General features: G+C 63.4%; 11 protein-coding genes. 4 read left to right on the top strand and 7 right to left on the bottom strand.

Features of this window, described 5'->3' with window-relative positions:
- The 3 genes from EN993_RS12000 to EN993_RS11990 form a co-directional block, all read left to right on the top strand.
- On the top strand, nt 1–7,977 hold a 7,977-nt coding region (locus EN993_RS12000; RefSeq protein WP_127263311.1), incomplete at its 5' end, for a glucoamylase family protein.
- Nucleotides 7,978–8,493: 516 nt separating this feature from the next.
- Nucleotides 8,494–10,275 carry a glucan ABC transporter ATP-binding protein/ permease gene (locus EN993_RS11995; RefSeq protein WP_126068754.1) on the top strand — a complete coding sequence of 594 codons (1,782 nt, stop codon included), beginning with the start codon at nt 8,494–8,496 and terminating at the stop codon, nt 10,273–10,275.
- Nucleotides 10,276–10,378: 103 nt separating this feature from the next.
- On the top strand, nt 10,379–11,137 hold the full coding sequence (locus EN993_RS11990; protein ID WP_127263310.1) for a heme ABC transporter permease: 759 nt from the start codon (nt 10,379–10,381) through the stop codon (nt 11,135–11,137).
- 57 nt (nt 11,138–11,194) lie between these two features.
- Here the strand turns inward: EN993_RS11990 and EN993_RS11985 are convergent, their stop codons facing one another.
- Together EN993_RS11985 and EN993_RS11980 are read right to left on the bottom strand one after the other, a co-directional pair.
- Nucleotides 11,195–11,485, bottom strand: a complete 291-nt coding sequence (locus tag EN993_RS11985; protein ID WP_109672448.1) for a hypothetical protein — start codon at nt 11,483–11,485, stop codon at nt 11,195–11,197.
- 144 nt (nt 11,486–11,629) lie between these two features.
- Nucleotides 11,630–12,688 (bottom strand): D-TA family PLP-dependent enzyme, encoded by a 1,059-nt coding sequence (locus EN993_RS11980; RefSeq protein WP_164757630.1) that lies wholly within the window; start codon nt 12,686–12,688, stop codon nt 11,630–11,632.
- 191 nt (nt 12,689–12,879) lie between these two features.
- Between EN993_RS11980 and EN993_RS11975 the strand changes: the two genes are divergently transcribed.
- Nucleotides 12,880–13,566 carry a D-lyxose/D-mannose family sugar isomerase gene (locus tag EN993_RS11975; protein ID WP_109672468.1) on the top strand — a complete coding sequence of 229 codons (687 nt, stop codon included), beginning with the start codon at nt 12,880–12,882 and terminating at the stop codon, nt 13,564–13,566.
- Between the two features lie 23 nt (nt 13,567–13,589).
- Here EN993_RS11975 and EN993_RS11970 read toward each other — a convergent pair whose 3' ends face one another.
- From EN993_RS11970 to EN993_RS11950, 5 genes are all read right to left on the bottom strand, one after another.
- Nucleotides 13,590–15,275 (bottom strand): hypothetical protein, encoded by a 1,686-nt coding sequence (locus EN993_RS11970; protein ID WP_127263308.1) that lies wholly within the window; start codon nt 15,273–15,275, stop codon nt 13,590–13,592.
- Between the two features lie 109 nt (nt 15,276–15,384).
- Nucleotides 15,385–16,017 carry a hypothetical protein gene (locus tag EN993_RS11965; RefSeq protein WP_126068758.1) on the bottom strand — a complete coding sequence of 211 codons (633 nt, stop codon included), beginning with the start codon at nt 16,015–16,017 and terminating at the stop codon, nt 15,385–15,387.
- Between the two features lie 234 nt (nt 16,018–16,251).
- On the bottom strand, nt 16,252–17,589 hold the full coding sequence (locus EN993_RS11960) for an HlyD family type I secretion periplasmic adaptor subunit (protein WP_126068759.1): 1,338 nt from the start codon (nt 17,587–17,589) through the stop codon (nt 16,252–16,254).
- 19 nt (nt 17,590–17,608) lie between these two features.
- The gene (locus EN993_RS11955) at nt 17,609–19,303 is read right to left on the bottom strand and encodes a type I secretion system permease/ATPase (RefSeq protein WP_127263307.1); all 1,695 of its coding nucleotides are present in this window, start codon (nt 19,301–19,303) and stop codon (nt 17,609–17,611) included.
- Nucleotides 19,304–19,366: 63 nt separating this feature from the next.
- Nucleotides 19,367–22,633, bottom strand: a 3,267-nt coding sequence (locus EN993_RS11950) for a VCBS domain-containing protein (protein ID WP_127263306.1), incomplete at its 5' end; no start/stop codon positions are given.

Raw genomic sequence — 22,633 nt, 5'->3', positions numbered from 1 at the left:
GTTCTGGCGACCGACGATAGCGCCGACCGGCAGGCGATCCTGTCCAACTTCAGCGCCCACGCGCAGGACACCACCTTTGCCACCCAGCTGCTCTACCGTCTGCGTGATGGATCGCAGAATGCTGGCAAGGCCCTGGAATGGCTGGAAGGCGAGCTCGAAAAGACCGGCTCCGATGCCGAGGAAATCATCATTTCCGAACACCACACGCTGTCCAGCGGCAATGTGACGACGGGCAACATCATCCGCGGCCTGCGCCTCATCAACGACGTCGACTGGACCGTGTGGTTCGAAGGCGTCAGCCGCATCGACACCGTGCTGCGCGAGCGCACCGATTTCGCCGCGCTCGACTTCTTCTCGCGGGACCAGTACCGGACCGCGATCGAGGAACTCGCGCGCCGCTCGGATCTTTCGGAATATCGCGTCGCCGAAAAGGCCATCGAGTTGGCCGGCCATGCCGCCAGCGAGACCATGCTAGGCGATGGTGAAAGCGATGCGGGTCCGATCTTATCCGCCCACACCGATGTCGGTTTCTTTCTTGTCGGCCCACGCCGGCTGGAGCTGGAGAAGGCGATCGGCTACCGGCCGACCATCAGCCAGACGGTCAAGCGCGCCTTCCGCAAGACTGGGTGGCTTGGCATCGTCGTACCGGTGTTTGCGCTGACGGCCCTGCTTCTCGTCCTCTCCGGCAACGCACTGGCCAATCTCGGCTTGTCGGTGCCGTCGATCGTCCTGATGCTGGCGCTGTTCGCCGTGCCGGCCAGCGAGGGCGCGCTCGCCTTCTTCAACACTGTCGTTTCGCTGTTCCTCAAACCGACGCGCCTTGTCGGCTACGATTACAGGCACGGCGTACCGCCCGAGGCGCGCACGCTTGTTGTGGTGCCGTCGCTGATCGGCTCGCGCGACGATGTCGAGGAAAACATCCGCAACATCGAGGTGCATCATCTCGCCAACACGGCCGATGAAATCCATTTCGCGCTGTTGTCGGACTGGCCCGACAGCAAGACCGAGATCGATGCGGCGGATACCGAAATCCTCGAATTCGCCCGCGCCGAGATCGCCCGTCTCAACGCCCGCTATCCCTCCGAAGGCGCGCCGCGTTTCTACATCCTGCACCGGCGCCGGCTGTTCAATGCGGCTCAAGGGTCCTGGATGGGCTGGGAGCGCAAGCGCGGCAAGCTGCACGAACTCGACCTTCTGCTGCGCGGCGACAGCGACACCACGTTCCTGCCGCTCGACGTGCCGCTGCCGGAGAACGTCGTCCATGTGATGACGCTCGACGCCGACACGCGCACCACCCGCGACGCTGTCGCGACCCTCGTCGGCAAGCTTTGCCACCCGCTCAACCGCCCGCATTTCGATGCCAGCAAGCGCGTTGTCACCGCCGGCTATGCGATCCTGCAGCCGCGCATCACCGCGTCGCTGACCAGCGGCGACGATGCGTCGTTTTTCCAGCGGGTCTTTTCGGCCAATCGCGGCCTCGACCCCTATGTCTTTGCCGTGTCCGATCTCTATCAGGACGTCTTCGGCGACGGTTCTTTCACCGGCAAGGGCCTCTATCACGTCGACGCCTTCGAGGCGGCGCTGCAGGGCCGCATCGAGGAAAACACCATCCTCAGCCACGATCTGCTGGAAGGCGCGCTGGCGCGCTCGGCGCTGGTCACCGACGTCGAACTGGTCGAGGATTATCCGACCCGCTACTCGGTCGACGCCTCGCGCCACCACCGCTGGGCGCGCGGCGACTGGCAGCTGCTCGGCTTCATGCTCGATCCGCGCTCCGGCGTGCCAGCCCTGTCGCGCTGGAAGATGATCGACAATCTGCGCCGCTCGCTGACGCCGATCTTCTGGGTGATGGCGGCGATCGCCGGCTGGACGCTGCTGCCCTTCACGCAGGCCGCGCAATGGCAGGCCCTGCTGATCCTCAGCCTGTTCATGGCGCCGACATTCGACATCGTCAACGCCATCCTGCCCAAGAGCGGCGACCAGACGCCGCGCGGCCATTTCTCGGCCCTGGCGCGCGATGTTGCCTTCGGCACCGCCATGGTGGCGCTGAAGATCGTGCTGATGGCGCACAACGCCTGGATGATGGGCGACGCCATCGTCCGCACGCTCTACCGACTGTTCGTCAGTCGCCAGAACCTTTTGGAATGGCGCACCGCCTCGCAGGCGCACAAGGCCGGCGACAACGATATCGGATCGTATTACGGCATGATGTATGGCGCCGTGATCATCGGCTTCGTCGGCCTTGCCATTCCGGTGCTGGCCGATTCGACCGGCGCCTTCGTTGCCTTCTTTTTCGCCCTGTTCTGGATTGGCTCGCCCGCCATCGCCAGCTGGATCAGCCGTTCGGCTGAAACCGAGGACCGCTTGCGCATATCGCAGGCTGATATCCATACGTTGCGCACGGTGGCACGGCGCACATGGCACTATTTCGAAAGCTTCGTGACGTCAGAGCATCACCATCTGCCGCCGGACAATTTCCAGGAAAGCCCGGCGCCGGTCGTCGCACCTCGCACCTCGCCGACCAATATCGGCGTCTATCTGCTGTCCGTCGTCTCTGCCCGCGACTTCGGCTGGATCAGCCTGTCCGACGCCATCACCCGCATCGACGCCACCATGACGACGATCGAGGGCATGCCGCGTGATCGCGGCCACCTCTTCAACTGGTATGATACGACGACGCTGAAGCCGCTCTATCCGCTCTACATCTCGGCTGTCGACAGCGGCAATCTCGCCGGCCATCTGGTGGCGGTGGCGGCAGCTTGCGCCGAATGGGCCGAAGCGCCCTCCGTCCATCTCCAGGGTGATTTCGAAGGCATTCTCGACACCGTCACCATTCTCGGCGAAAGCCTTGATGAGCTGCCCGACGACCGCCGCCAGCTGCGACCCCTGCGCCAGCGCCTCGCCGACCGTCTCGACGGCATGCGGCGCGCGGTCGACACCATCAAGGCGCAGCCGGAAATGGCGTCGATCCGCACCATCAATCTGGCCGTGCTGGCCGGCGAGATCCGCAAGCTTGCCACAGCCATCCACACCGAGGCGGCGTCGCCGCAGAGCGACGTCATCGTCGACTGGGCGGCAAGGCTCGAAGCCACATGCGAAGCGCACGTTCATGACGCGCACAGCGACGACAATGCCGTCGAAGCGCTGCGTGCCAAGCTGCTCACCTTGCGCGAGCGCACGCGTCGCTTCGCCTTCGAAATGGATTTCTCCTTCCTGATGCGGCCGGAGCGCAAGCTGCTGTCCATCGGTTACCGGGTCGAGGAACACCAGCTCGATGAAAGCTGCTACGACCTTTTGGCTTCCGAGGCGCGGCTGACCAGCCTGTTCGCCATCGCCAAGGGTGACCTGCCGACCGAGCACTGGTTCCGGCTGGGCCGGCCGATCGTCGAGATCGGGTTCCAGGGCGCGCTGATGTCCTGGTCCGGCTCGATGTTCGAATATTTGATGCCGCCGCTGGTGATGAAGGAGCCGCAGGGCTCGATTCTCAACCAGACCAGCAAGCTGATCATCAAGCGCCAGATCCAGTACGGCCGCCAGAAGAACGTGCCGTGGGGCATTTCGGAAGCGGCCTACAACGCCCGCGACCGTGAACTGACCTACCAGTACACCAATTTCGGCGTTCCCGGCCTGGGGCTGAAGCGCGGCCTTGGCCAGAACACGGTGATCGCGCCTTACGCCACCATATTGGCGGCCCAGTTCAACCCGCGCGAAGCCGTGCAGAACCTCGCCCGATTGCGGGAGATCGGCGCGCTTGGCCGCCACGGATACTATGACGCCGTCGACTTCACGCCGCAGCGCGTGCCGGAAGGCTCGGACCATGTCGTCGTGCAGAACTACATGGCCCACCATTCGGGCATGTCGATCGTGGCGGTTGCCGACGCCATCTTCGAAGGCCGTATGCGCGACCGTTTCCACAGCGATCCGGTCATCGAATCGGCCGAACTTTTGCTGCAGGAGAGGGCGCCGCGCGATATCCCGACCGCGACCGTCAGGACAGAGGCCGACGAACGCGCCAAGGACGAGACCGAAGTCGACAGCCCCGACACCCGCATCGTGCTCAACCCACTGCAGTCGCTGCGGTCGACCAGCGTCATGTCGAACGGCCGCTATTCGGTGATGGTCACCGCGACCGGCTCGGGCTACAGCCGCTGGGGCGATCTCTCCGTCACCCGCTGGCAGCCGGATCCGACCGAGGACCGGCTCGGCTCCTACATCTTCCTGCGTGACGCCGGCACCGGCGACTGGTGGTCGGCGACGGCTGAGCCGAAGCGTGCGGCCGAGGAAAAGGCGCAGACTTTGTTCTCCGACGACAAGGCGAGCTTCGTCAAATCGGTGGGCACGTTGCGCTCCGAGGTCGAATGCATCGTCATCTCGGAAGGCAATGGCGAGGGCCGTCGGGTCACGCTCTATAATGATGGTCCGTCCGACCGTCACATTGAAGTGACCTCCTTCGCCGAGCTGGTACTCGGCCTGGAAGCGTCCGACAACGCGCATCCGGCCTTCTCGAAGATGTTCGTGGAAACCGAGATTGCATCGAATAACGCGGCGATCTTCGCCACGCGGCGCAAGCGCGAGACCAGCGAGCCGGATATCGCCATGGTGCATTTCGTCACCGATCCGTCCGGATCGGCGCGCGATGCCGAGGCCGAGACCGACAGGCGCGCCTTCATAGGCCGTGGCCGTACCATTGTCGACGCGGCCGCCTTCGATCCGGGCGCCAGGCTTGGCGGCCATTCGGGCTTCACGCTCGATCCCGTCGCCTCGCTGCGCCGTCAGGTGCGCGTGCCGGCCAACAAGAAGATATCGCTGACCTTCTGGACCGTCGTCGGCGCCGGCCGCACTGAGCTGGACGAGGCAATCGCCCGGCTAGACCACCCGGAGAGCTTTGCCCGCCAGGCCATGCTCGCTTGGACGCGCAGCCAGGTGCAGACCCGCCATATGGGCCTCAGCCTGACCGATGCCGCCAATGTGCAGAAGCTGGCGCGCTACCTGATCTATCCGGATCCGTTCCTGCGTCTTCCCGCCGAATCCATCGCCTCGGGGCTGGGCAAGCAGTCGAGCCTGTGGCCGACCAGCATTTCCGGCGATTTCCCGATCTTCCTGGTCAGGATCGGCGACGTTGCCGATCTCGAAATCGTCGCCCAGGCGCTGCGTTTCCAGGAGTATATGCGCACCCGCGGCATGATGATCGACTTCGTCGTCGTCAACGAGCAGGCGTCCTCCTATGTTCAGGACCTGCAGCGGGCGGTCGAGACTCTGTGCGAAAACAGCCGTTTGCGCGGCAAGGAGCTCGGACCTCGCCAGCACATTTTCGCGGTGCGCCGCGACCTGATGGACGAGACGACCTACAAGACGCTGCTCGCCGTCGCCCGGGTGGTCCTGCACACGCGCAACGGCACCATCTTCGATCAGATCGAGCGGGCCGAGGCGGCCGCCCTGCAGGCGCGCGACGCCCTGCTGCCGGCCGCACTGCCGGTTCTGCGTGAATTACCATCGCTTACGCCCACGACGCATGCATCTGCCTCGCAGGCGGTGGCGAATGTCAGCGCCGATGGCAGCGGGCTCAGCCAGTGGAACGGGTTTGGCGGTTTCGATGGCGACGGGCGGCACTATGTCGTGCGCCTGGCTGGCCGGCGCACCACGCCGCAGCCGTGGATCAACGTCGTCTCCAACGCCTCGTTCGGCTTTCACACCTCCGCTGAGGGGGCTGCCTTTACCTGGAGCCGAAACAGCCGCGACTACCAGTTGACGCCATGGTCGAATGATCCGGTCTCGAACCGGCCGGGCGAGGGCCTCTACATCTACGATCAGGCCAGCGGCAAGGCGTTTTCGCCGCTCGCCGCCATGGTGCGTGATCCCTCGATGACCTACGAGGCCTGGCATGGCCAGGGTTTCTCGACCTTCCGCTCGAAGCGCGGGCCGTTGTCGATGGACCTCACCCATGTCGTCGATCCGGTCGATCCGGTGAAGATTTCGCGGCTGCGCATCCAGAATTCCGGCTCGGTGCCGGCGCGGCTGCGTGTCTATGCCTATGCCGAATGGGTGCTCGGCGGGCATCGGTCGCGCACAGCGGCAACCATCGTCCCGTCGAGGGACGCCGCCACCGGGGCGTTGCTGGCACAAAACCCCTACGGGCTCGATTTCAGCGAACGGGTGGCCTTCCTTGCCGCCGACGGCGGCGTGCACTCGGTGACATCAGACCGCTCGGAGTTCCTCGGCCGGCATGGCTCCAGCGAGCTGCCGCAGGCAGTGCTGAGTGGTGCTGCGCTATCGGGCCGTGTCGAGGCCGGCGACGATCCGTGCGCGGCGATCGCCCGCGACATCGAGATTCCGGCCGGCGGCGACGTGACCCTGCTCTGGTTGCTCGGCGACGCCGAGTCCGTCGAGGAGGCGAGCGCGCTGGTCCAGGAACATCGGGTCAAGGATTTCGACCAGCGGCTGGCCGACAATGAGCGCGTGTGGCGCGGCTTTCTCGACACCATCCAGGTCGAGACACCGGACAAGGCGCTCGACGCCATGGTCAATCACTGGCTGCCCTATCAGAGCTTGGCCTGCCGCATCCGTGCCCGCTCCGCCTTCTATCAGGCCAGCGGTGCCTTCGGCTTCCGCGACCAGTTGCAGGACACGCTGGCGTTGCTGGCGCATGATCCGCAACTGGCGCGCGACCAGATACTCAACGCGGCGCGGCGGCAGTTCCCCGAAGGCGACGTGCAGCATTGGTGGCTGCCACGCACGGGCGCCGGCGTGCGCACGCTGATCTCCGACGACGTGGTCTGGCTGGCCCACGCCACGGCGCGCTACCTGCTGGTCACCGATGACGCCACCATCCTCAAGGAGCAGTTGCCCTTCATCGACGGGCAGCCGCTGGGCGAGGGCGAACATGATGCCTTCTTCATCCCGGAGATTTCGAAGAAGACGGCGTCGCTCTACGACCATTGCGCGCGTGCGCTCGACCTGGCCATCAAACGCAGCAGCCCTGCGGGCCTGCCGCTAATCCTCGGCGGCGACTGGAACGACGGCATGAACCGCGTCGGCGAGCACGGCAAGGGCGAGAGCGTCTGGCTTGGCTGGTTCCTGCTGAAGACGCTGGGCGACTTCGCCCCCGTTGCCAAGACCGAGGGCGATGCCAAGCGTGCACAGGCCTGGGCAAAACATGCCGATGTTTTGAAGCGGGCGCTTGAGAGCACGGCATGGGATGGCGAATGGTACCGGCGCGGCAGCTTCGACGACGGCACCCCTCTGGGGTCTCGCAACTCGCAGGAGTGCAAGATCGACTCCATTGCCCAGTCCTGGAGCGTGCTTTCGGGGGAGGGCGATCCGGCACGGTCGACGACGGCGATGGAGCAGGCGACGAAGCTGCTCGTCGACGACAAGCTCAACATCGTCAAGCTGTTCACGCCGCCCTTCTCCAAGACGGAGAAGGACCCGGGTTACATCAAGAGCTATCCGCCCGGTGTGCGCGAGAATGGCGGTCAATACACCCATGCCGCCACATGGTTCGTCATCGCGCTCGCCGAGATGGGGCAGGTCGACGAGGCCTATCGCTGTTTCTCGATGCTGAATCCGGTCAACCATGCGACCGACGAGGCGTCGGCCGAGCACTATCGTGTCGAACCCTATGTCGTGGCGGCCGATATCTATGCCGGGGACGACAATGCCGGCAACAGAAAGGGCGGCCGTGGCGGCTGGACCTGGTACACCGGCTCCGCCGGCTGGCTTTACAGGGCGGCGGTCGAAGGCATTCTGGGTATCGAACGGCGCGGCAAGCGTGTCCAGTTCAAGCCGAAGCTGCCGAGTCACTGGGATGGGTATTCGGCAAATCTCAAGATGCTGGGGGCGGAACTCAGGGTTCGTGTCATCCGCGACAATAAGGCCAAGGCCGTGTCGCTGGAGGTGAATGGGGCCAAGACCAAGGTTTCGGCAGTCGAACTGAAGGACGGCGAAGTTGCCGAAATCCTCATCAGGATCCCGGCCTGAGGCACTTTACCCAACAGCATTCCCCTCGGGCTCAAGCCCGGGGAAGGCAGCGGTTTTCGGCTCACGACAGGATGAAAGGGCGGCATGCCGCCCGTGTTGCCATCGGCCCGCCCGCATGGCATGCGGCTGAGAGGCTTATAAAATCAAAGACTTGATGCCCATCGCAGGGCTCGCGCCAGGCGGCGAGGCTCGGCGTCCCGTATTCTTGGGCGCGCGCAAAGCCGCTTAGTTTTGACCTATACTGTGCAGACGGCGATTTCGGTCTTAGTCATCCGCCCGACATTGTAGCTGATTAAAATTGTGGCAGCATGCTCCAACTGCCATGATTTCGCCGCATGCCTGACATTTTACCTGTCTTCTCAAACCGTTAGGTGATCACGGCAGATTTCGGAACGTCGCCATCTTTTGTTCGCTCTGAGGGAACTGAAGAGGTACACGGCCATTGTTTTGCGACGTATCAACCGGTACGAGTCAAATGATGCAGTGCACAATAAACAGCGTGGCGGAGTAACTGGGGTGACCCTTCTGCAAATCTACTGGCGAGCACTCGGATATCTGGCCGCGGACAGGAAACGCGTCGCGTTGATCTGTTCGGCCAACGTGGCGCTCGCCATCGTAGCGCTTCTCGAGCCGATTATGTTCGGTCGCGTCATCGGCGCCATCTCCGAGCGCGGCTCTGTCTTCACCACGCTGGTGATGTGGGCTGGTCTCGGCGCCTTCAACATCGTTGCTTTCGTCATGGTGGCGCGCGGCGCTGACCGCTTTGCCCATGCGCGGCGCAGCGAAGTTCTGTGCCAGTCCTTCGAGCGCGTGATCACCATGCCGCTCGCCTGGCACCATCAGCACGGCACCTCCAATGCGTTGCACACGATGCTGCGCGCCGTCGAAACCCTGTTCAGCCTTTGGCTTGAATTCATGCGCCAGCATCTGTCCACGGCTGTCGCCCTCGTACTGCTGGTCCCAACCGCGATCAGCATGGACCTGCGCATGTCGCTGGTGCTGCTTGGCCTCGGACTGCTGTATGTCGGCATCGGCCGGATGGTAATGCGCCGCACCAAGGCGGGCCAGGCTGCGGTCGAGCGCCACTACCACAAGGTGTTCGAGCATGTGACCGACTCGGTCAGCAACGTTGCGGTGCTGCAGAGCTACAATCGCCTCGGCCACGAGGCCGATACGCTGCGCCGCTACGTCAAGAACCTGCTCGACGCGCAGAATCCTGTGCTCGACTGGTGGGCGCTGGCCAATGCCTTGCACCGTCTGTCATCGGCAATCTCGATGCTGATCGTGTTGTCGATCGGCTCCTATCTCGTGACTCATGGTCAGTTGGGTATCGGCGACGTCATCGCCTTCACCGGTTTTGCGACGATGCTGATCGCTCGCCTCGACCAGATGTCGGCTTTCGCCAACCAGATTTCCGAGGCGCGCGCCAAGCTTGAAGATTTCTACCAGCTCGAGGACTCCGCGGCCGACGCAGCCGAGCCGGATGGGTTGCGCGATCTCGCTAACATCACCGGGCATGTCCGCTTCGAGAATGTCGGCTTCGAATTCGCCAATTCGGGCCAAGGCATCGACGACGTGTCGTTCGAAGTCCAGGCCGGCCAGACCGTTGCCATCGTCGGACCGACCGGCGCCGGCAAGACCACGCTCATCAATCTGCTGCAGCGTGTCTTCTCGCCGTCCCATGGCCGTATCCTGATCGACGGCGTCGACACACGCACCGTGACCCGCAAGTCGCTGCGTCATTCGATCGCCACCGTGTTCCAGGATGCCGGCCTGCTCAACCGCTCGATCGAGGACAACATCCGCGTCGGCCGCGCCGATGCGACCAATGACGAGATCCATGCCGCTGCCAACGCGGCCGCGGCGCAGGACTTCATCCTGTCCAAGAGCAATGGCTACGACACGGTGGTCGGCGAACGTGGCGGCCAGCTGTCGGGTGGCGAGCGTCAGCGCATCGCCATTGCCCGCGCCGTGCTGAAGGATGCCCCGATCCTGGTGCTCGACGAGGCGACCAGCGCGCTCGACGTCGAGACCGAGGACCGCGTCAAGGATGCGATAGACGAATTGCGGCGCGACCGCACCACCTTCATCATCGCCCACCGCCTGACCACCGTCCGCGACGCCGATCTGGTCGTGTTCATGGACAAGGGCAGGGTGGTCGAAATGGGCGGCTTCGCCGAACTGTCGCTGCGCAACGGCCGCTTTGCCAGCCTGCTGCGCGCCGGCGGCCTGCTCAACGACGAGGAGGTTCGCCGCCTCAGCCGCACCGTGCAGCAACAGCAGGAAGCGGCCGCCTGATCTTGGCGTCTCTGCCTTCTCCCCCCAGGGGGAGAAGGCAAGGCTAGCGTGCGACATAACCGCTCGATTGCCCCAAACGCACCGGCGGTCTATGTAGAGCCGCATGAGCGACACGACTTCACGACTGACCGGCTGGATGGATCTCGCCAACCCGACGCGCTTCGTCGGGCTGGCCGATAGGCTCGTGCCGTGGCTGGCGTCCATCGCCGCACTCATCCTCGCCGTCGGGCTCTATATGAGCTTCGCTGCGCCTGAGGATTTCCAGCAAGGCATCACCGTGCGCATCATGTACATCCACGTGCCTTTCGCCTGGCTGGCCATGATGTGCTACACGCTGATGGCGGTTTCCGCACTTGGCACGCTCGTCTGGCGGCATCCGCTGGCCGATGTCGCGCTGAAATCCGCCGCGCCCATCGGAGCCGTCTTCACCGCGCTTGCATTGATCACCGGCTCGATCTGGGGCAAGCCTATGTGGGGCACCTGGTGGGTTTGGGACGCACGGCTGACCTCGGTCTTCGTCCTGTTCCTGATGTATCTCGGCATCATCGCGCTGACCCGTGCCCTCGACGATGCCAGCCGCGCCGCCTGGGCCGCCGCCATCATCACGCTGGTCGGCTTCATCAACATCCCGATCATCAAATTCTCGGTCGACTGGTGGAACACGCTGCATCAGCCGGCTTCGGTGTTCCGCATGGGCGGCTCGACCATCGACCCAAGCCTGCTGTGGCCGCTGCTGGTGATGGCGCTCGGCTTCACCGTGCTGTTCTTTGCGCTGCACCTGATGGCGATGCGCACCGAGATCCGCCGCCGCCGCGTCATTGCAATGCGTCGCGTCGCCGCCAGGCAGGCCGAGCGGATCTAAGGCGCCATTGCGCCAGCGCACCAACAGATCAAGCGTTCATCGTCTCTGAACAGCTTGTCATTTCTGCAGATTGTGAACCTCGAACGTGGTCTCCTGAGGCGGCGAGGTGAACCCACCCTTGATGCCCGTTTTCATTTGAGGCATCAGGATATCGTCCCGGAATTGCTCCCAACTCTTCTTGGATTCGTGAACCGCAACAATTGACCAGCCACCGGCCGACGGGCCGGCAACATGGAAGAGTTGGCCTTTTGGCAGGCTTTTTCCGCCTGCTGGATGCACAGCAGCGATTGACGCCTCGTATTGTTCCTTCGTGCCGCCAGGAAAATAGTGCGTGATTGCGTAAGCCATTCTGTTTTCCTCCCGAGCAAGCCGCAAACCATCCAATGGTCGGCTTGCTGAAGCCAGATTGACGTAACGGAACACCGGGGACAAGCAGGACCTTAGACAGGGTCGACCATGCACCTGCCCTGGACACGGGTTTGGATGTTCGCATTAGCCGGTGCGGCCGCGTGCGGCCACCGGCAGCGTTTCCAGCACCTTTTCGCCTGAGATCAGATGCACTTGGTCGAACAGGTTGGTGACGACGCAGCAATGGTCTGGCACGACGCGGACGCGTTCGCCGATGCGCAACTTGCCGTCACCCGAAAGCGTGAGGGTGCCGTGCTCCTCGCTCAAGCCCGTCACCCGTGCACCGGAAATGCCGAGCAACTCGCCGAAATCGGCGAGCCCCAGCGTGTCGCTGGACAGCGCCTTGCTGCCGGCATCCAGAATGGCACGCGTCGCTGTGGGATGGCTGACCACCGTCGACAGCACCGTCAGTGCGCAGTCGTCGAGAGTGCCGACGCCTTTGGCGACCTGATAGCGGTCGAGATAGATGTAGGTGCCGGGGCGGTACTCCGTGACCACCGATGCCTCGCTCGAGCGCCACATATCCGGCGTGCCGCCACTTGAGATGCGTTCGCAGGCGAGGCCCGACGCGGCCAGCGCCTGCTTGGCGTCGGCCAGCCACGCCTCGGCCTCTGCCGCGCGACCGGCGGCCGGGTAGGTCATCAGCCCGCCGAAGGCGAGGCCACCGGCCTTGTCGATCTGTCTTGCCAGCGCAACTGCTTCGTCAGCCGTCTGCACGCCGCAGCGGCCCATGCCGGTGTCGCATTCGACCAGTACCGGCAGACGATGACCGGCATCGGTGAAAATGGCGGCCAATCCTTCGAGTGTTTCTCTGCTGTCAGCCGTAACCGACAGTGTCACACGGCGGTGTAGCGCCAGAAGCCGCTCCAGCTTGGCGCGCCCAAGGATGTTGTAAGGGAGAAAAATGTCGGTCAGCCCGGCGTCGGCCATCACCTCGGCCTCGCCGATCTTCTGGCAGGTGATACCGACGGCACCGGCCGCGACCTGTTTATTCGCCCAGTAGGGCAGTTTGTGCGTCTTGATATGCGGCCGCAGTTTCAGCCCGTTCTTGTCGGCATGGGCCTGGGCGCGGGCAATGTTGGCTTCGGCGCGCGCGGCTTCGATCAGGATCGATGGCGTATCGAGGTCGTGGACGGTCGGCATCATCTGTTATCCCATAGAAAATCCGCAGGGGTTATGGCCTCGAACGGGCGCGATGTCACGCGGCCAGCGCAGCGGATCTGTTGTCCATGCGCTGAAGGCGCAAGGCCGGGCGGAGCGGCAAGACGGATCGACACCGCATCGACGTTCGGCTATGCGATTTGCCAGACAAATCGGCACGAAGGACCATGATCATGAAACGCTCCGCCATCAACGACATCATCCGCGAAGCCGACGCTTTCATCCGCTCGTTCGGCTACATCATGCCGCCCTTCGCCTACTGGTCGCCCGAGGAGGCGAAGGCGCGCCAGACCGACTCCGCGGCCGTGTTTACCTCCCGGCTCGGCTGGGACATCACCGACTACGGCCAGGAGAAGTTCAAGGAACTCGGCCTGTTCCTGTTCACCGTGCGCAACGGCCGCTACGAGGACATGAAGAAGGGCATGGGCATGCTCTATGCCGAGAAGATTATGATCTCGCGCAAGGACCAGCTGTCGCCGATGCACCGCCACAACATCAAGGCCGAGGACATCATCAACCGTGGTGGCGGCAAGCTTGTGCTGGAACTGTTCATGCACGATCGCGACGGCGGCATCGATCCCAAGGCCGAGGTATCGGTGCCGGTCGACGGAACCATCCACAGGCTGCCGGCGGGCGGGCTGTTGAAGCTCGACCCGGGCCAGAGCGTCACGCTTTTGCCCGGCGTCTGGCATGCCTTCTGGGCCGAGGGCAAGGATGTGCTGATCGGCGAGGTGTCGACCGTCAATGACGATCTCACCGACAATGTCTTTCGCGAACCGATCGGCCGTTTTTCCAACATCGACGAGGACGTTGCCCCCGTGCACCTGCTGGTGTCCGACTATGAGAAGTGGCTGGGCTGAGGCAACGCGCCGGGCAGCCAGCCTCAATGACAGCAGCTTGAGGCTGGCTGCACGCTCGTCCTGCACAGGCAGGACGAGCTGATCGCCACGTCCGCTCTGGCCAACGCCGTGGCGAGGCTTGCCTGCAGCGCCGGCAGTTCTTCGCTCTCGCCGCGTCGGTTCAGGCATTCCACCAGCCCGTGCAGCGCCCAGACATTGTTGGGGTGCTGGGCGCAACGCTGCACCTTGCCGCTGAGACCCAGATCGTCGCGATAGACCTGTTCTGCTTCCTGCGCGTGGCCCTGGTCGAGAAGCAGTGCCGCCAGCGCATGGCGGGGCGGATGCATCCACGCCCATGGCTCGGTGTAGGACAGATTGTCGTCGAGCTCGACTGCTTGCCGCAGATGGCCGTAGGCCTCATCATGCCGGCCCTGGTGATAGGCAAGCTCGCCGTCGAGCAGGGCGGCACCGACAGCCAGCGAAGCCCGTGTCGGATTGCTGAGAAAACGTCGCTCGGCTGGAATGCCTTCCAGATGCCGGTGGAACCTTTCGCGCGCTCGCTCGGCCTCGGTGAAATGCCTGAGCGTCGCATGCGCGACACCCTTGGCGTAGTGCTGCATGGCCGCGGTCAGCACATAGAGGCCCGGCTCCGCGGGTTCAGGCTCGTCGATGATCTCCTGCCAGCGACCGAAGCGCACCTGCACATGCGATTTCATCGCGTGGTAGCCTTCCACCGTCTGGGTGAGCTTGGGCCGGCCCTGGATGGCGACCACGTCGCGCGCGACCAGGCTGCGCACCTTGTCGGCGGCCCACAGCGAAGGCTGGTATTGGCCCGACAACATGCAGGTGAACATCATCAGATGCAGATCGTGGCAGCAGCCGAGCAGATAGTAGGTCGGCTGGTCCGCATAGGCGAGATAGAGGTCGTTGGCGCGCACCGCCTTCTCGCTGGCAAGTTTTGCTTTCTCGTACTCGCCGCACAGCACATAGATATGCCCCGGCATGTGGTTCATGTGCCCGGCATCGGGGCACATTGCGCCCAGCAGATCCGCCGAGCGCATGCCGCGCTCCGGCATGGTGGACATTTCCAGAAGATGGATGTGCAGGTGGACGATCGCCGGATGTTGTGCAATCCCCGCCTCGTCGGCAAGCCGGATCGACCGCTCGCAGACCTCGAGCGCCTCGACGACATCGGAATTCGGCGCCGGCGCGCCGGTCTTGAGGTTCCAAAGCCGCCGCACGGTGCGCATCATCAGCGCCTCGACGAAAAGCGCCATCACATCGTGGTCGTCGGGAAAGTCCCGGTACACAAGCCGCATCTCGGCGGCATAGGCATCGTCCCACTGTTCGAATTCCTCGGGACCCACCCGGTGCAGTTTCTGGAAACGGCACGCCAGCGCCTCGATCAGGCGCCTTTCGACCTCGCTGGCGGAAGCCGCATTGGCGCGCGCCAGCCGGACATGCTCGAAGCAGCGCTTTGTCGCGCTGTTGGCTTCGGCCTCGCCATGCTCTTTCCAGGTCAGATTGTAAAAGGGGCCGGCGGCATAGGCGATGCCCCAATGCACAAAGGCGCAATCAGGATCCGTCTCCAGCGCCTTCTCAAAGCACTTGATGCCTTCCTCATGGTTGAAGCCGTAGCACCAGTTCAGCCCGATATCGAACCAGCGCTGGGTTTCGGTTGAGCGGGTGGAGATGGAGCGACGGTAGGCGCCGAGGTTGAAGCGGTCCATGAAGTCTCATTTCAATTCTGATCGCCAACGAGGCAGGCTCTGGTCAGATTCCTTCGTCATCAGTGTGTGACGAAATCTCCAGGCATGGCAAACGCAACGCGTGCCGCCGTTAGCTGGTCTCTTCGGGCGGTGTTTCATCTTGCCAGCCAGCCAGCTCAGGCAGGTCGTCCAGCCAACTTTTTTCCGTCATCAGGGCATCGCCGGCCTGCGGGGCAGCCTCGGTGGCATTTTGAATGAGCCAGTCCATCCACTTCCGATAGGCAACCGGGTCCAGCTGTGGCGGCAGCACCTTGGCCTTGGCCAGCATGCGTTTGCGGAAACTAACCTGCCTGCGGAGTTTGGTCGTCGTGAATTTGATTGCCTTGCCTTGGTATTCAACCGTCCAGCGCCCATCTCCATGGCTGGTGAGCCTGTCGATGGCGAAACCGGCATCGACCGGCCTATCCCGCCAAGGAAGCTCGACGGCATTCTTCCTCAGATCGAGTGCCCATCGCCTGTAGGCGGTCCCGGCACGCTGGGGCGGCAGCACACCGGCCTGTTCGAGTATCTTCCTGCGGAAGGTAGGCTGCTTCTTAAGCTGGCCTGTCGTTAGCTCGACGCGATGCCCACGGAATTCGACGTGCCATCGGATCCTCCCGTTGCCGAAATACTTCACCAGCCTGTCGATGAAGAACTCGTCGTCGGTGAGCGCCACGCAGCCTTGGCTGATGCTTTCGAGAATGTACTGGCTATCACTGGGCATTACGCGGCCTCGTGCAGGAATCTTTCACGAAGCTTAGCCGTTGGCACGCACGGGCGGCCACCAATTTGCTCTGGGAATCTCGCCTGCCTCAATCAGCCCAAACTGATGCGCGGGTTGCCATAGATATGCAAGGCGGTGGCACGCTCACCGCAGACGATAGCCTTGGAGGGAGCGTAAGGCCCGTGGACGAGTGGCTGAAGTTCATCACCCGGCCGCTGGACGGCGCGAGGCTCGTTACTTCTGGCGAAACGCGGAGTGGAACGACACGACCAGCGGGCCCAGGATATAGTCGAGTGCGGTGCGTTCCTCGGTAACGATCATGACCGACGCCGGCATGCCCGGATAAAGCGCGATCTGTGGGGCTGCAGCCAATTCCACAGGATCGACCGCTACATCGGCAAGATAGTAGGGAAACCCGGTCTTGCTGTCGGTGATGCGATCCGCCGAAATGCGGGTGACGCGTCCGTGGATTATGGGTATCGAGCGCTGCTTGTATGATGTGAAACGAACTTCGGCTGCCATGTCGGGTCGCAGGTTCGATATGTCCTCGACGCGAACCTGCGCCTGAACGATCAGCGAATTCTCGGTCGGCACGATGTCGAGGATGGTCTGGCCCGGCGAAACGATCGCGCCGATCGAGAAGACGCTGAGATCCATCACCTGGCCGTCATAGGGCGCGCGCACTTCGGCTCGGTCCATGGCAGCCTGGGCGGCAAACATCTTGGGCACGAGGTCGGCAAGGCTCGATTGCGTATCGATCAGCATGGCCGACAGCTTGGCCCGGCGCTCATATGTCAATTGCGCGATCTGGCCCTCGAGTTCGGCTTTGCTCTGTTTGCTGCCGGCTATGGCGCCGAGGTTCTCGTCGATCAGGCCCTGCAGATCCGAGGCGGATCTTTCCAGCTCCAGGATGCGTGGGCGGGTTGTCAATCCGGCCTTGAGCAGCTTTGACAGGCTGGCCTTCTCGTCGATCGTCGATTGCATCTGGGCCTGGTAGGATTCGACCCGAGCCTGCTTGCCCTGAATCTGTTCCTCGAGCTCGGCAATCCGCCGCTCGAGGATCTGCCTGGCGCCGGCCATCGAGGCGCGCTGGCTCTCCAGGTCGGCGATCTGGTTTGCCATCGCATCCCTGAGGTAGGCCTCGTGCTCCTTCAGGATGTCCTTCGGGAAGGCAACAGCCTTGCTGCCGTCCAGTTCGGCCCGGATCCTGGCATCGGTTGCACGCAGCAGAGCGTATTGCTGGGCATAGAGATTGAACTCGGACCTGATCCTGGTGTCGTCCAGCTTCAGCATGATGTCGCCCTTCCTGACGACGTCGCCATCCTTGACGCGGATCTCCTTCACCGTTCCGCCGTCGAAGTGCTGTACGCTCTTGCGATTGCCTTCCACCTTGACGATGGCGTCGGCGAGTACGGCGCCGTTCAGCGGAGCAAAGGCTGCCCAGCCACCGAAGACGCCGAAGAAGGCGACGATGATCAGCAGGCCGATATAGGCCGGCACCCGGATCGAATCCGGGGCCAGGATACCGGTTTCGCCTGGCAGGCTCCGGTAGGTGAGGGCGCCGTCGCTCATCGATCTCTCCGGCCACAGCTCATTGGGTTGCCACCGCCATTGGAGCCGCGCGCTGGTTGAGCAGCGCCACGATCTCGTTTCTCATGCCGAAGGCCTCGACCGCGCCATCGCGCAACAGAAGGATCTTGTCGACATTCGCCAAGGTAGAGGGCCGGTGCGAGACGATGATCACCGTGCTGCCGCGGCGCTTGAGTTCGATCGCGCAGTCGCTCAGCGCGCGGTCGCCATCGGCGTCGAGATTGGAGCTCGGCTCGTCGAGAATGATCAGGTTCGGCGTTCCGAACACCGCACGGGCGAGAGCGATCCGTTGCCGATATCCTCCTGACAGCACTGCGCCGCCTTCGCCGATCTGGGTCTCATAGCCCTGCGGCAGGCGGATGATCATCTCGTGCACGCCGGCGAGCCGCGCGGCCTCGATCACCTCCTGGTCGACATTGGTCTTGAAGCGGCCGATGTTGGCGGCGACCGTGTCGGAGAAGAGTTCGATATCCTGCGGCAGGTAGCCGATGTGGTCGCCGAGCGCGTCGTGCCCCCATTGCGACAGGTCGGCCCCGTCCAGCCTGACGGTGCCGCGGCTGGGTTGCATGACGCCCGCGAGATGACGCGCCAGCGTCGACTTGCCGGCGCCGGAAGGGCCGACGATTCCCAGTGTCTCGCCTGCTTCCAGCCGGAACGATACGTCCCGGAGAAGCACTTTCTGCTGGCTGGCAATCGCAAAGCTGACCTGCTCGACCGAAATCTTGCCGGTGGGCTTGGGCAGGTTGAACGATCTTTCGTTCTGCGCGCCCCCGTCCAGCAGCTTCTCGACCCTTGCCAATGCCGCCCGCCCCAGGATCAGGCTGCGCCAAAGGCCGACGATCTGCTCGACCGGCTGCAGCCCACGCCCCAGCAAGAGGCTGGCCGCGAACATGGTGCCGCCGGTGATCTGCCGCTCGATCACCAGATAGGCGCCGAGGCCGAGGATTAGCGACTGCATGGTGAGCCGCAGGAAACGGATCAGGCCGGACATCAAGGCGGCGCGATCGCTTGCCTCCGCCTGGCGCCGCAGCGCCAAGTTGCGGTCGCGTCCCCAGCGGCGGATGAGACCGTCGATCATCCCCATGGCGCGAACGACTTCCGCGTTTCTGAGGCTCATCTCGGTAAAGTTATAGTTGGTCGTCGCCAGGTCGTTGGCCTGCTTCAGCGGCGAACGCACGATATACTCGTTGAGCACCGCCATGGCGATCAGGAGCAGCGAGCAGCCCAGCGCGAAGAAGCCGAGCCACGGATGCAGCAGGAAGATGATGCCGATGTAGATGGGCGACCATGGCAGGTCGAACAGGGCATGGATGCCGCTGCCGGTGATCACCTGCCTGAACGTGTCGAAATCGCGGATCGGCTGGCTTTGCGAGGAACCCGGCGATGGGGTCTCGACCGACGCGGCGAGGACTTTTGCCGAGAGCAACCGGTCGAGCCGCGCGCTGGCACGCGTCAGGATGGAGGCGCGCACCAGGTCGAGGCCGGCCAGCGAAAGGAAGGCCGCCAGCAACACCAAGGTCAGCATCACCAGCGTGGTTTCGCTACCGCTGGTGACGACCCTGTCGTAGATCTGCAGCATGTAGAGTGGGGATGCGAGGTAGAGCAGATTGATTGCCAGGCTGAATGCCGCCGCGACCAGGAAATAGCGGCGGCAGGCCCGGAGCGCATCCTTCACAATTCGCGATTTGCTATCCACTTCCAGAACCCCACTCAAAACTCGTCAGGCCAGGTGGGCCGCCGCTGACGGCGGCCCTTTGGTTCACACCACGAAGTCGCTTGAAATTGCCCCATTGCCGACGCCCGTCAGTGTGAACTCCGCCGGATTGTACGAAACGGCGGTATGGCCTTGGCCGTCATCGGCGAGCTTGAAGCCGTTTGCATCATAGGAGCCGACCAGATGCAGCGCGGTACCGTGGGTGCCGTCCGAAATAGTCAGCGTTCCGCCGCTGCCATCCTGGTTTGCCTGGTAGACGGCCGTCGTGCCCGCACCGAACAGGATGTCCTCTAGCTCCAGCCTGTCGTCATTGGTGATGCCGCCGATCTGCCCGCTGAAATCGAAGGAATCGTCGAGCTGCAGCGTGCCGGCCGCATCGTGCGCGAAGGTGACGTCCGTCGACGAGGCGCCGCCGAATTCGAGCTTCGACAGATTGCCGATCGTGGCATCGCCGTCGCCGGTCACCTGACCGTGGATGACGATGTCGCCGCCATTGGCCAACAGCATGCCGGAATTCGCCAGCCCGCCGGTGACCGTCAGGCCACCTGACCCGGTCGCCTCCAATGTTCCGGAGTTGCTGACGACACTGCCCCCTGTGTCGATGACGAGCGCATTCGAACCGGTGGCGATGATGGTGCCCTGGTTGTCGAGGCTCAGCATCCCGCCGCCCAACTGGCCAGCACCGGATATCGTGTTGTCGACATTGACCAGAGTGACATCCGGCCCGGTGCCGGAGATCACGTTGGCGGCGCTGTCGGACAGCAGGATCTGTCCGCCGCCCTGCAGGGTCACGCCATGCTGGATGATTTGCAGCAGCGTTTCGCTGCCCGTCGAGTCCAGCGAGATAAGGCCCGTATTGTTGATCGTGCCGCTCAGCGGCAGCAAGGCGCCGTCGCCGATCGTCATGGTGCCTGGATTGTTGACCACCGGCGTCTGGTCGAAGACGAAATTGCTTGCCGTCAGGGCGCCCGAGTGGACGCCGTCCAGCGTGATCGACTGCCCGTCGCCGAGCGCAATCACCGCGTTGCCGTTGGCATCGTCGGCTATATGAGTCTGCAGGTCGGCAAAGTCTGCCAATCCGTTGTAGCCGATAAGGTCGATCTGGTCGGCCGCGGCGTCGAAATTATGCACCGTATCGGCACCGATCGGCTGCGAGAAGACGAAGAGGTCGTTGCCGCTGGAGCCGGTCAGCACGTCGTCGCCCGACCAGGCGAAGATCGGCGAACCCGGAGCGTACGCCTCGACATTGTCGGCGATCGACGCGCTGCCCGTCGTGCCGTCGGCATTGGTCCAGGTCAGTTGCACGTCGAGCACCGCGGCGCCGGTGAATTCGACCGGTGTGGTCACGGTCAGCCCGTGCAGGTCGTTGGTCTGTGTCGTCCAGCTTCCGTCGGCGTTATGGGTTGCGCCGTCGATGGTCCAGCCCGAAGGCACGTCCTTCACCGTGACGGTGATGAGCGCACCCTCATGCGATGGATCGGTCAAGGCGAGATTGATGGGCTCGCCGGAGGTGCCGGCGGGCTTGAGGCCGCCTTGGCTGACGGCCGCGTTCGTATGACCAGTTGTATCCGAGAATGCTCCGGCATCGATACCAAGGGTGTAGGACGATCCGTTGCTGCTTCCTGCTCCTTTGTCCACTTGGAATGTATACTGAGTGTGGGCTGCGTTGAAGCTTCCTGACCCAGCGATCACGCTGACATTTGGCAGGCCGGATACATGCATCACGTTTGATAGATTTGCAAAATTCGCGTTGACGGCCGTAGTAAACGTTATGGTGACGGTACTTGGGTCAGCGTTGCTCCCCTGCTTGCCATCCGCAACCAAGGTAATTAACCCGGGAGTAACTTCATCCGTGCCGAAGACCGTCACGGCCAGGTTGGCCGATGATGTTCCGCCATGCCCATCCGAGACCGTATAGGTGAAGCTGTCCGTGACGGTCTGGCCCGCTGCCAGCGCCTGCACATTGGCTTGGGCATTCGCCACAGTATAGGTGTAGGCCCCGGTCGCCTTGGTGATTACAAGCGAGCCATAAGTTCCGGTCTTGGTGAATGTGGTGCCGTTGTCGATGCCGCCCGAGAGCGCGGAGACAGCCAGTGTATCGGCATCCGGATCGGTATCAGCATGGTCCGAGAACGTTCCCGACGGTGCACCGGCATGCACGAGCGTCTGAAGCACGTTGCCAGTTGCGCTTGTGTTGGTGTCTTCTTTCGCCCAATTGGTATCAGCGACAGCGACTGGTGCGCCGTTGTCGCTCGTGCCGAGGATATCGATATGCACCGAGGTGTGGGTGCCGTCGGCACTGACCACGTCGAAGTTCTCGGTGTAATGCTGGCCGGCGACGAATTCGTCGTGGGCCGAAGAAGCGGTGTAGGTCCAGGCGCCGGTCGCATTGATGGCGAAGGTACCATAGGCTCCGACGGTTGCGGCCTGGGCGACGAAGGTCGCCGGGCTGTCGACATCGGAGATGGTGAGCGTGCCGGAGGTCGAGATGTCGGCGGCCGTGTTGCCTTCGGTCAGATTGACCGAGGCGGACGAGAGCACGGCCGCGTCATTGGTGCCCAGGATATCGATATGCACCGAGGTGTGAGTGCCGTCGGCACTGATCACGTCGAAGTTCTCGGTGTAATGCTGGCCGCCAACGAATTCATTGTGGGCCGAAGAGGCGGTGTAGGTCCAGGCGCCTGCCGCATTGATGGCGAAGGTGCCATAGGTTCCAACGGTTGCGGCCTGGGCGACGAAGGTCGCCGGGCTGTCGATGTCGGTGATGGTGAGCGTGCCCGAGGTCGAGATGTCGGTGGCCAAGTTGGTCTCGGTCAGATTGACCGAGGCAGACGAGAGCACGGCCGCGTCATTGGTGCCCAGGATATCGATATGCACCGAGGTGGGAGTGCCGTCGGCACTGATCACGTCGAAGTTCTCGGTGTAATGCTGGCCGCCAACGAATTCATTGTGGGCCGAAGAGGCGGTGTAGGTCCAGGCGCCGGCCGCATTGATGGCGAAGGTGCCATAGGCTCCGACGGTTGCGGCCTGGGCGACGAAGGTCGCCGGGCTGTCGACATCGGAGATGGTGAGCGTGCCGGAGGTCGAGATGTCGGTGGCCGAGTTGGTCTCGGTCAGATTGACCGAGGCAGACGAGAGCACGGCCGCGTCATTGGTGCCGAGGATATCGATATGCACCGAGGTGTGAGTGCCGTCGGCACTGATCACGTCGAAGTTCTCGGTGTAATGCTGGCCGCCAACGAATTCATTGTGGGCCGAAGAGGCGGTGTAGGTCCAGGCGCCGGCCGCGTTGATGGCGAAGGTGCCATAGGC

Origin of the sequence: Mesorhizobium sp. M7D.F.Ca.US.004.01.2.1, assembly GCF_003997785.1 — a bacterium.
Taxonomy (GTDB): Bacteria; Pseudomonadota; Alphaproteobacteria; order Rhizobiales; family Rhizobiaceae; genus Mesorhizobium; species Mesorhizobium loti.
Note: the sequence above shows the minus strand (reverse complement) of the source record. Positions and strands in the feature narration are given on the sequence as shown.

Excerpts from the sequence above, each read along its gene's own strand:
- EN993_RS11990 (WP_127263310.1), top strand. The coding sequence starts at position 10,379 with ATGAGCGACACGACTTCACGACTGACCGGCTGGATGGATCTCGCCAAC.
- EN993_RS11985 (WP_109672448.1), bottom strand. The coding sequence starts at position 11,485 with ATGGCTTACGCAATCACGCACTATTTTCCTGGCGGCACGAAGGAACAA.
- EN993_RS11980 (WP_164757630.1), bottom strand. The coding sequence starts at position 12,688 with ATGCCGACCGTCCACGACCTCGATACGCCATCGATCCTGATCGAAGCC.
- EN993_RS11975 (WP_109672468.1), top strand. The coding sequence starts at position 12,880 with ATGAAACGCTCCGCCATCAACGACATCATCCGCGAAGCCGACGCTTTC.
- EN993_RS11970 (WP_127263308.1), bottom strand. The coding sequence starts at position 15,275 with ATGGACCGCTTCAACCTCGGCGCCTACCGTCGCTCCATCTCCACCCGC.
- EN993_RS11965 (WP_126068758.1), bottom strand. The coding sequence starts at position 16,017 with ATGCCCAGTGATAGCCAGTACATTCTCGAAAGCATCAGCCAAGGCTGC.
- EN993_RS11960 (WP_126068759.1), bottom strand. The coding sequence starts at position 17,589 with ATGAGCGACGGCGCCCTCACCTACCGGAGCCTGCCAGGCGAAACCGGT.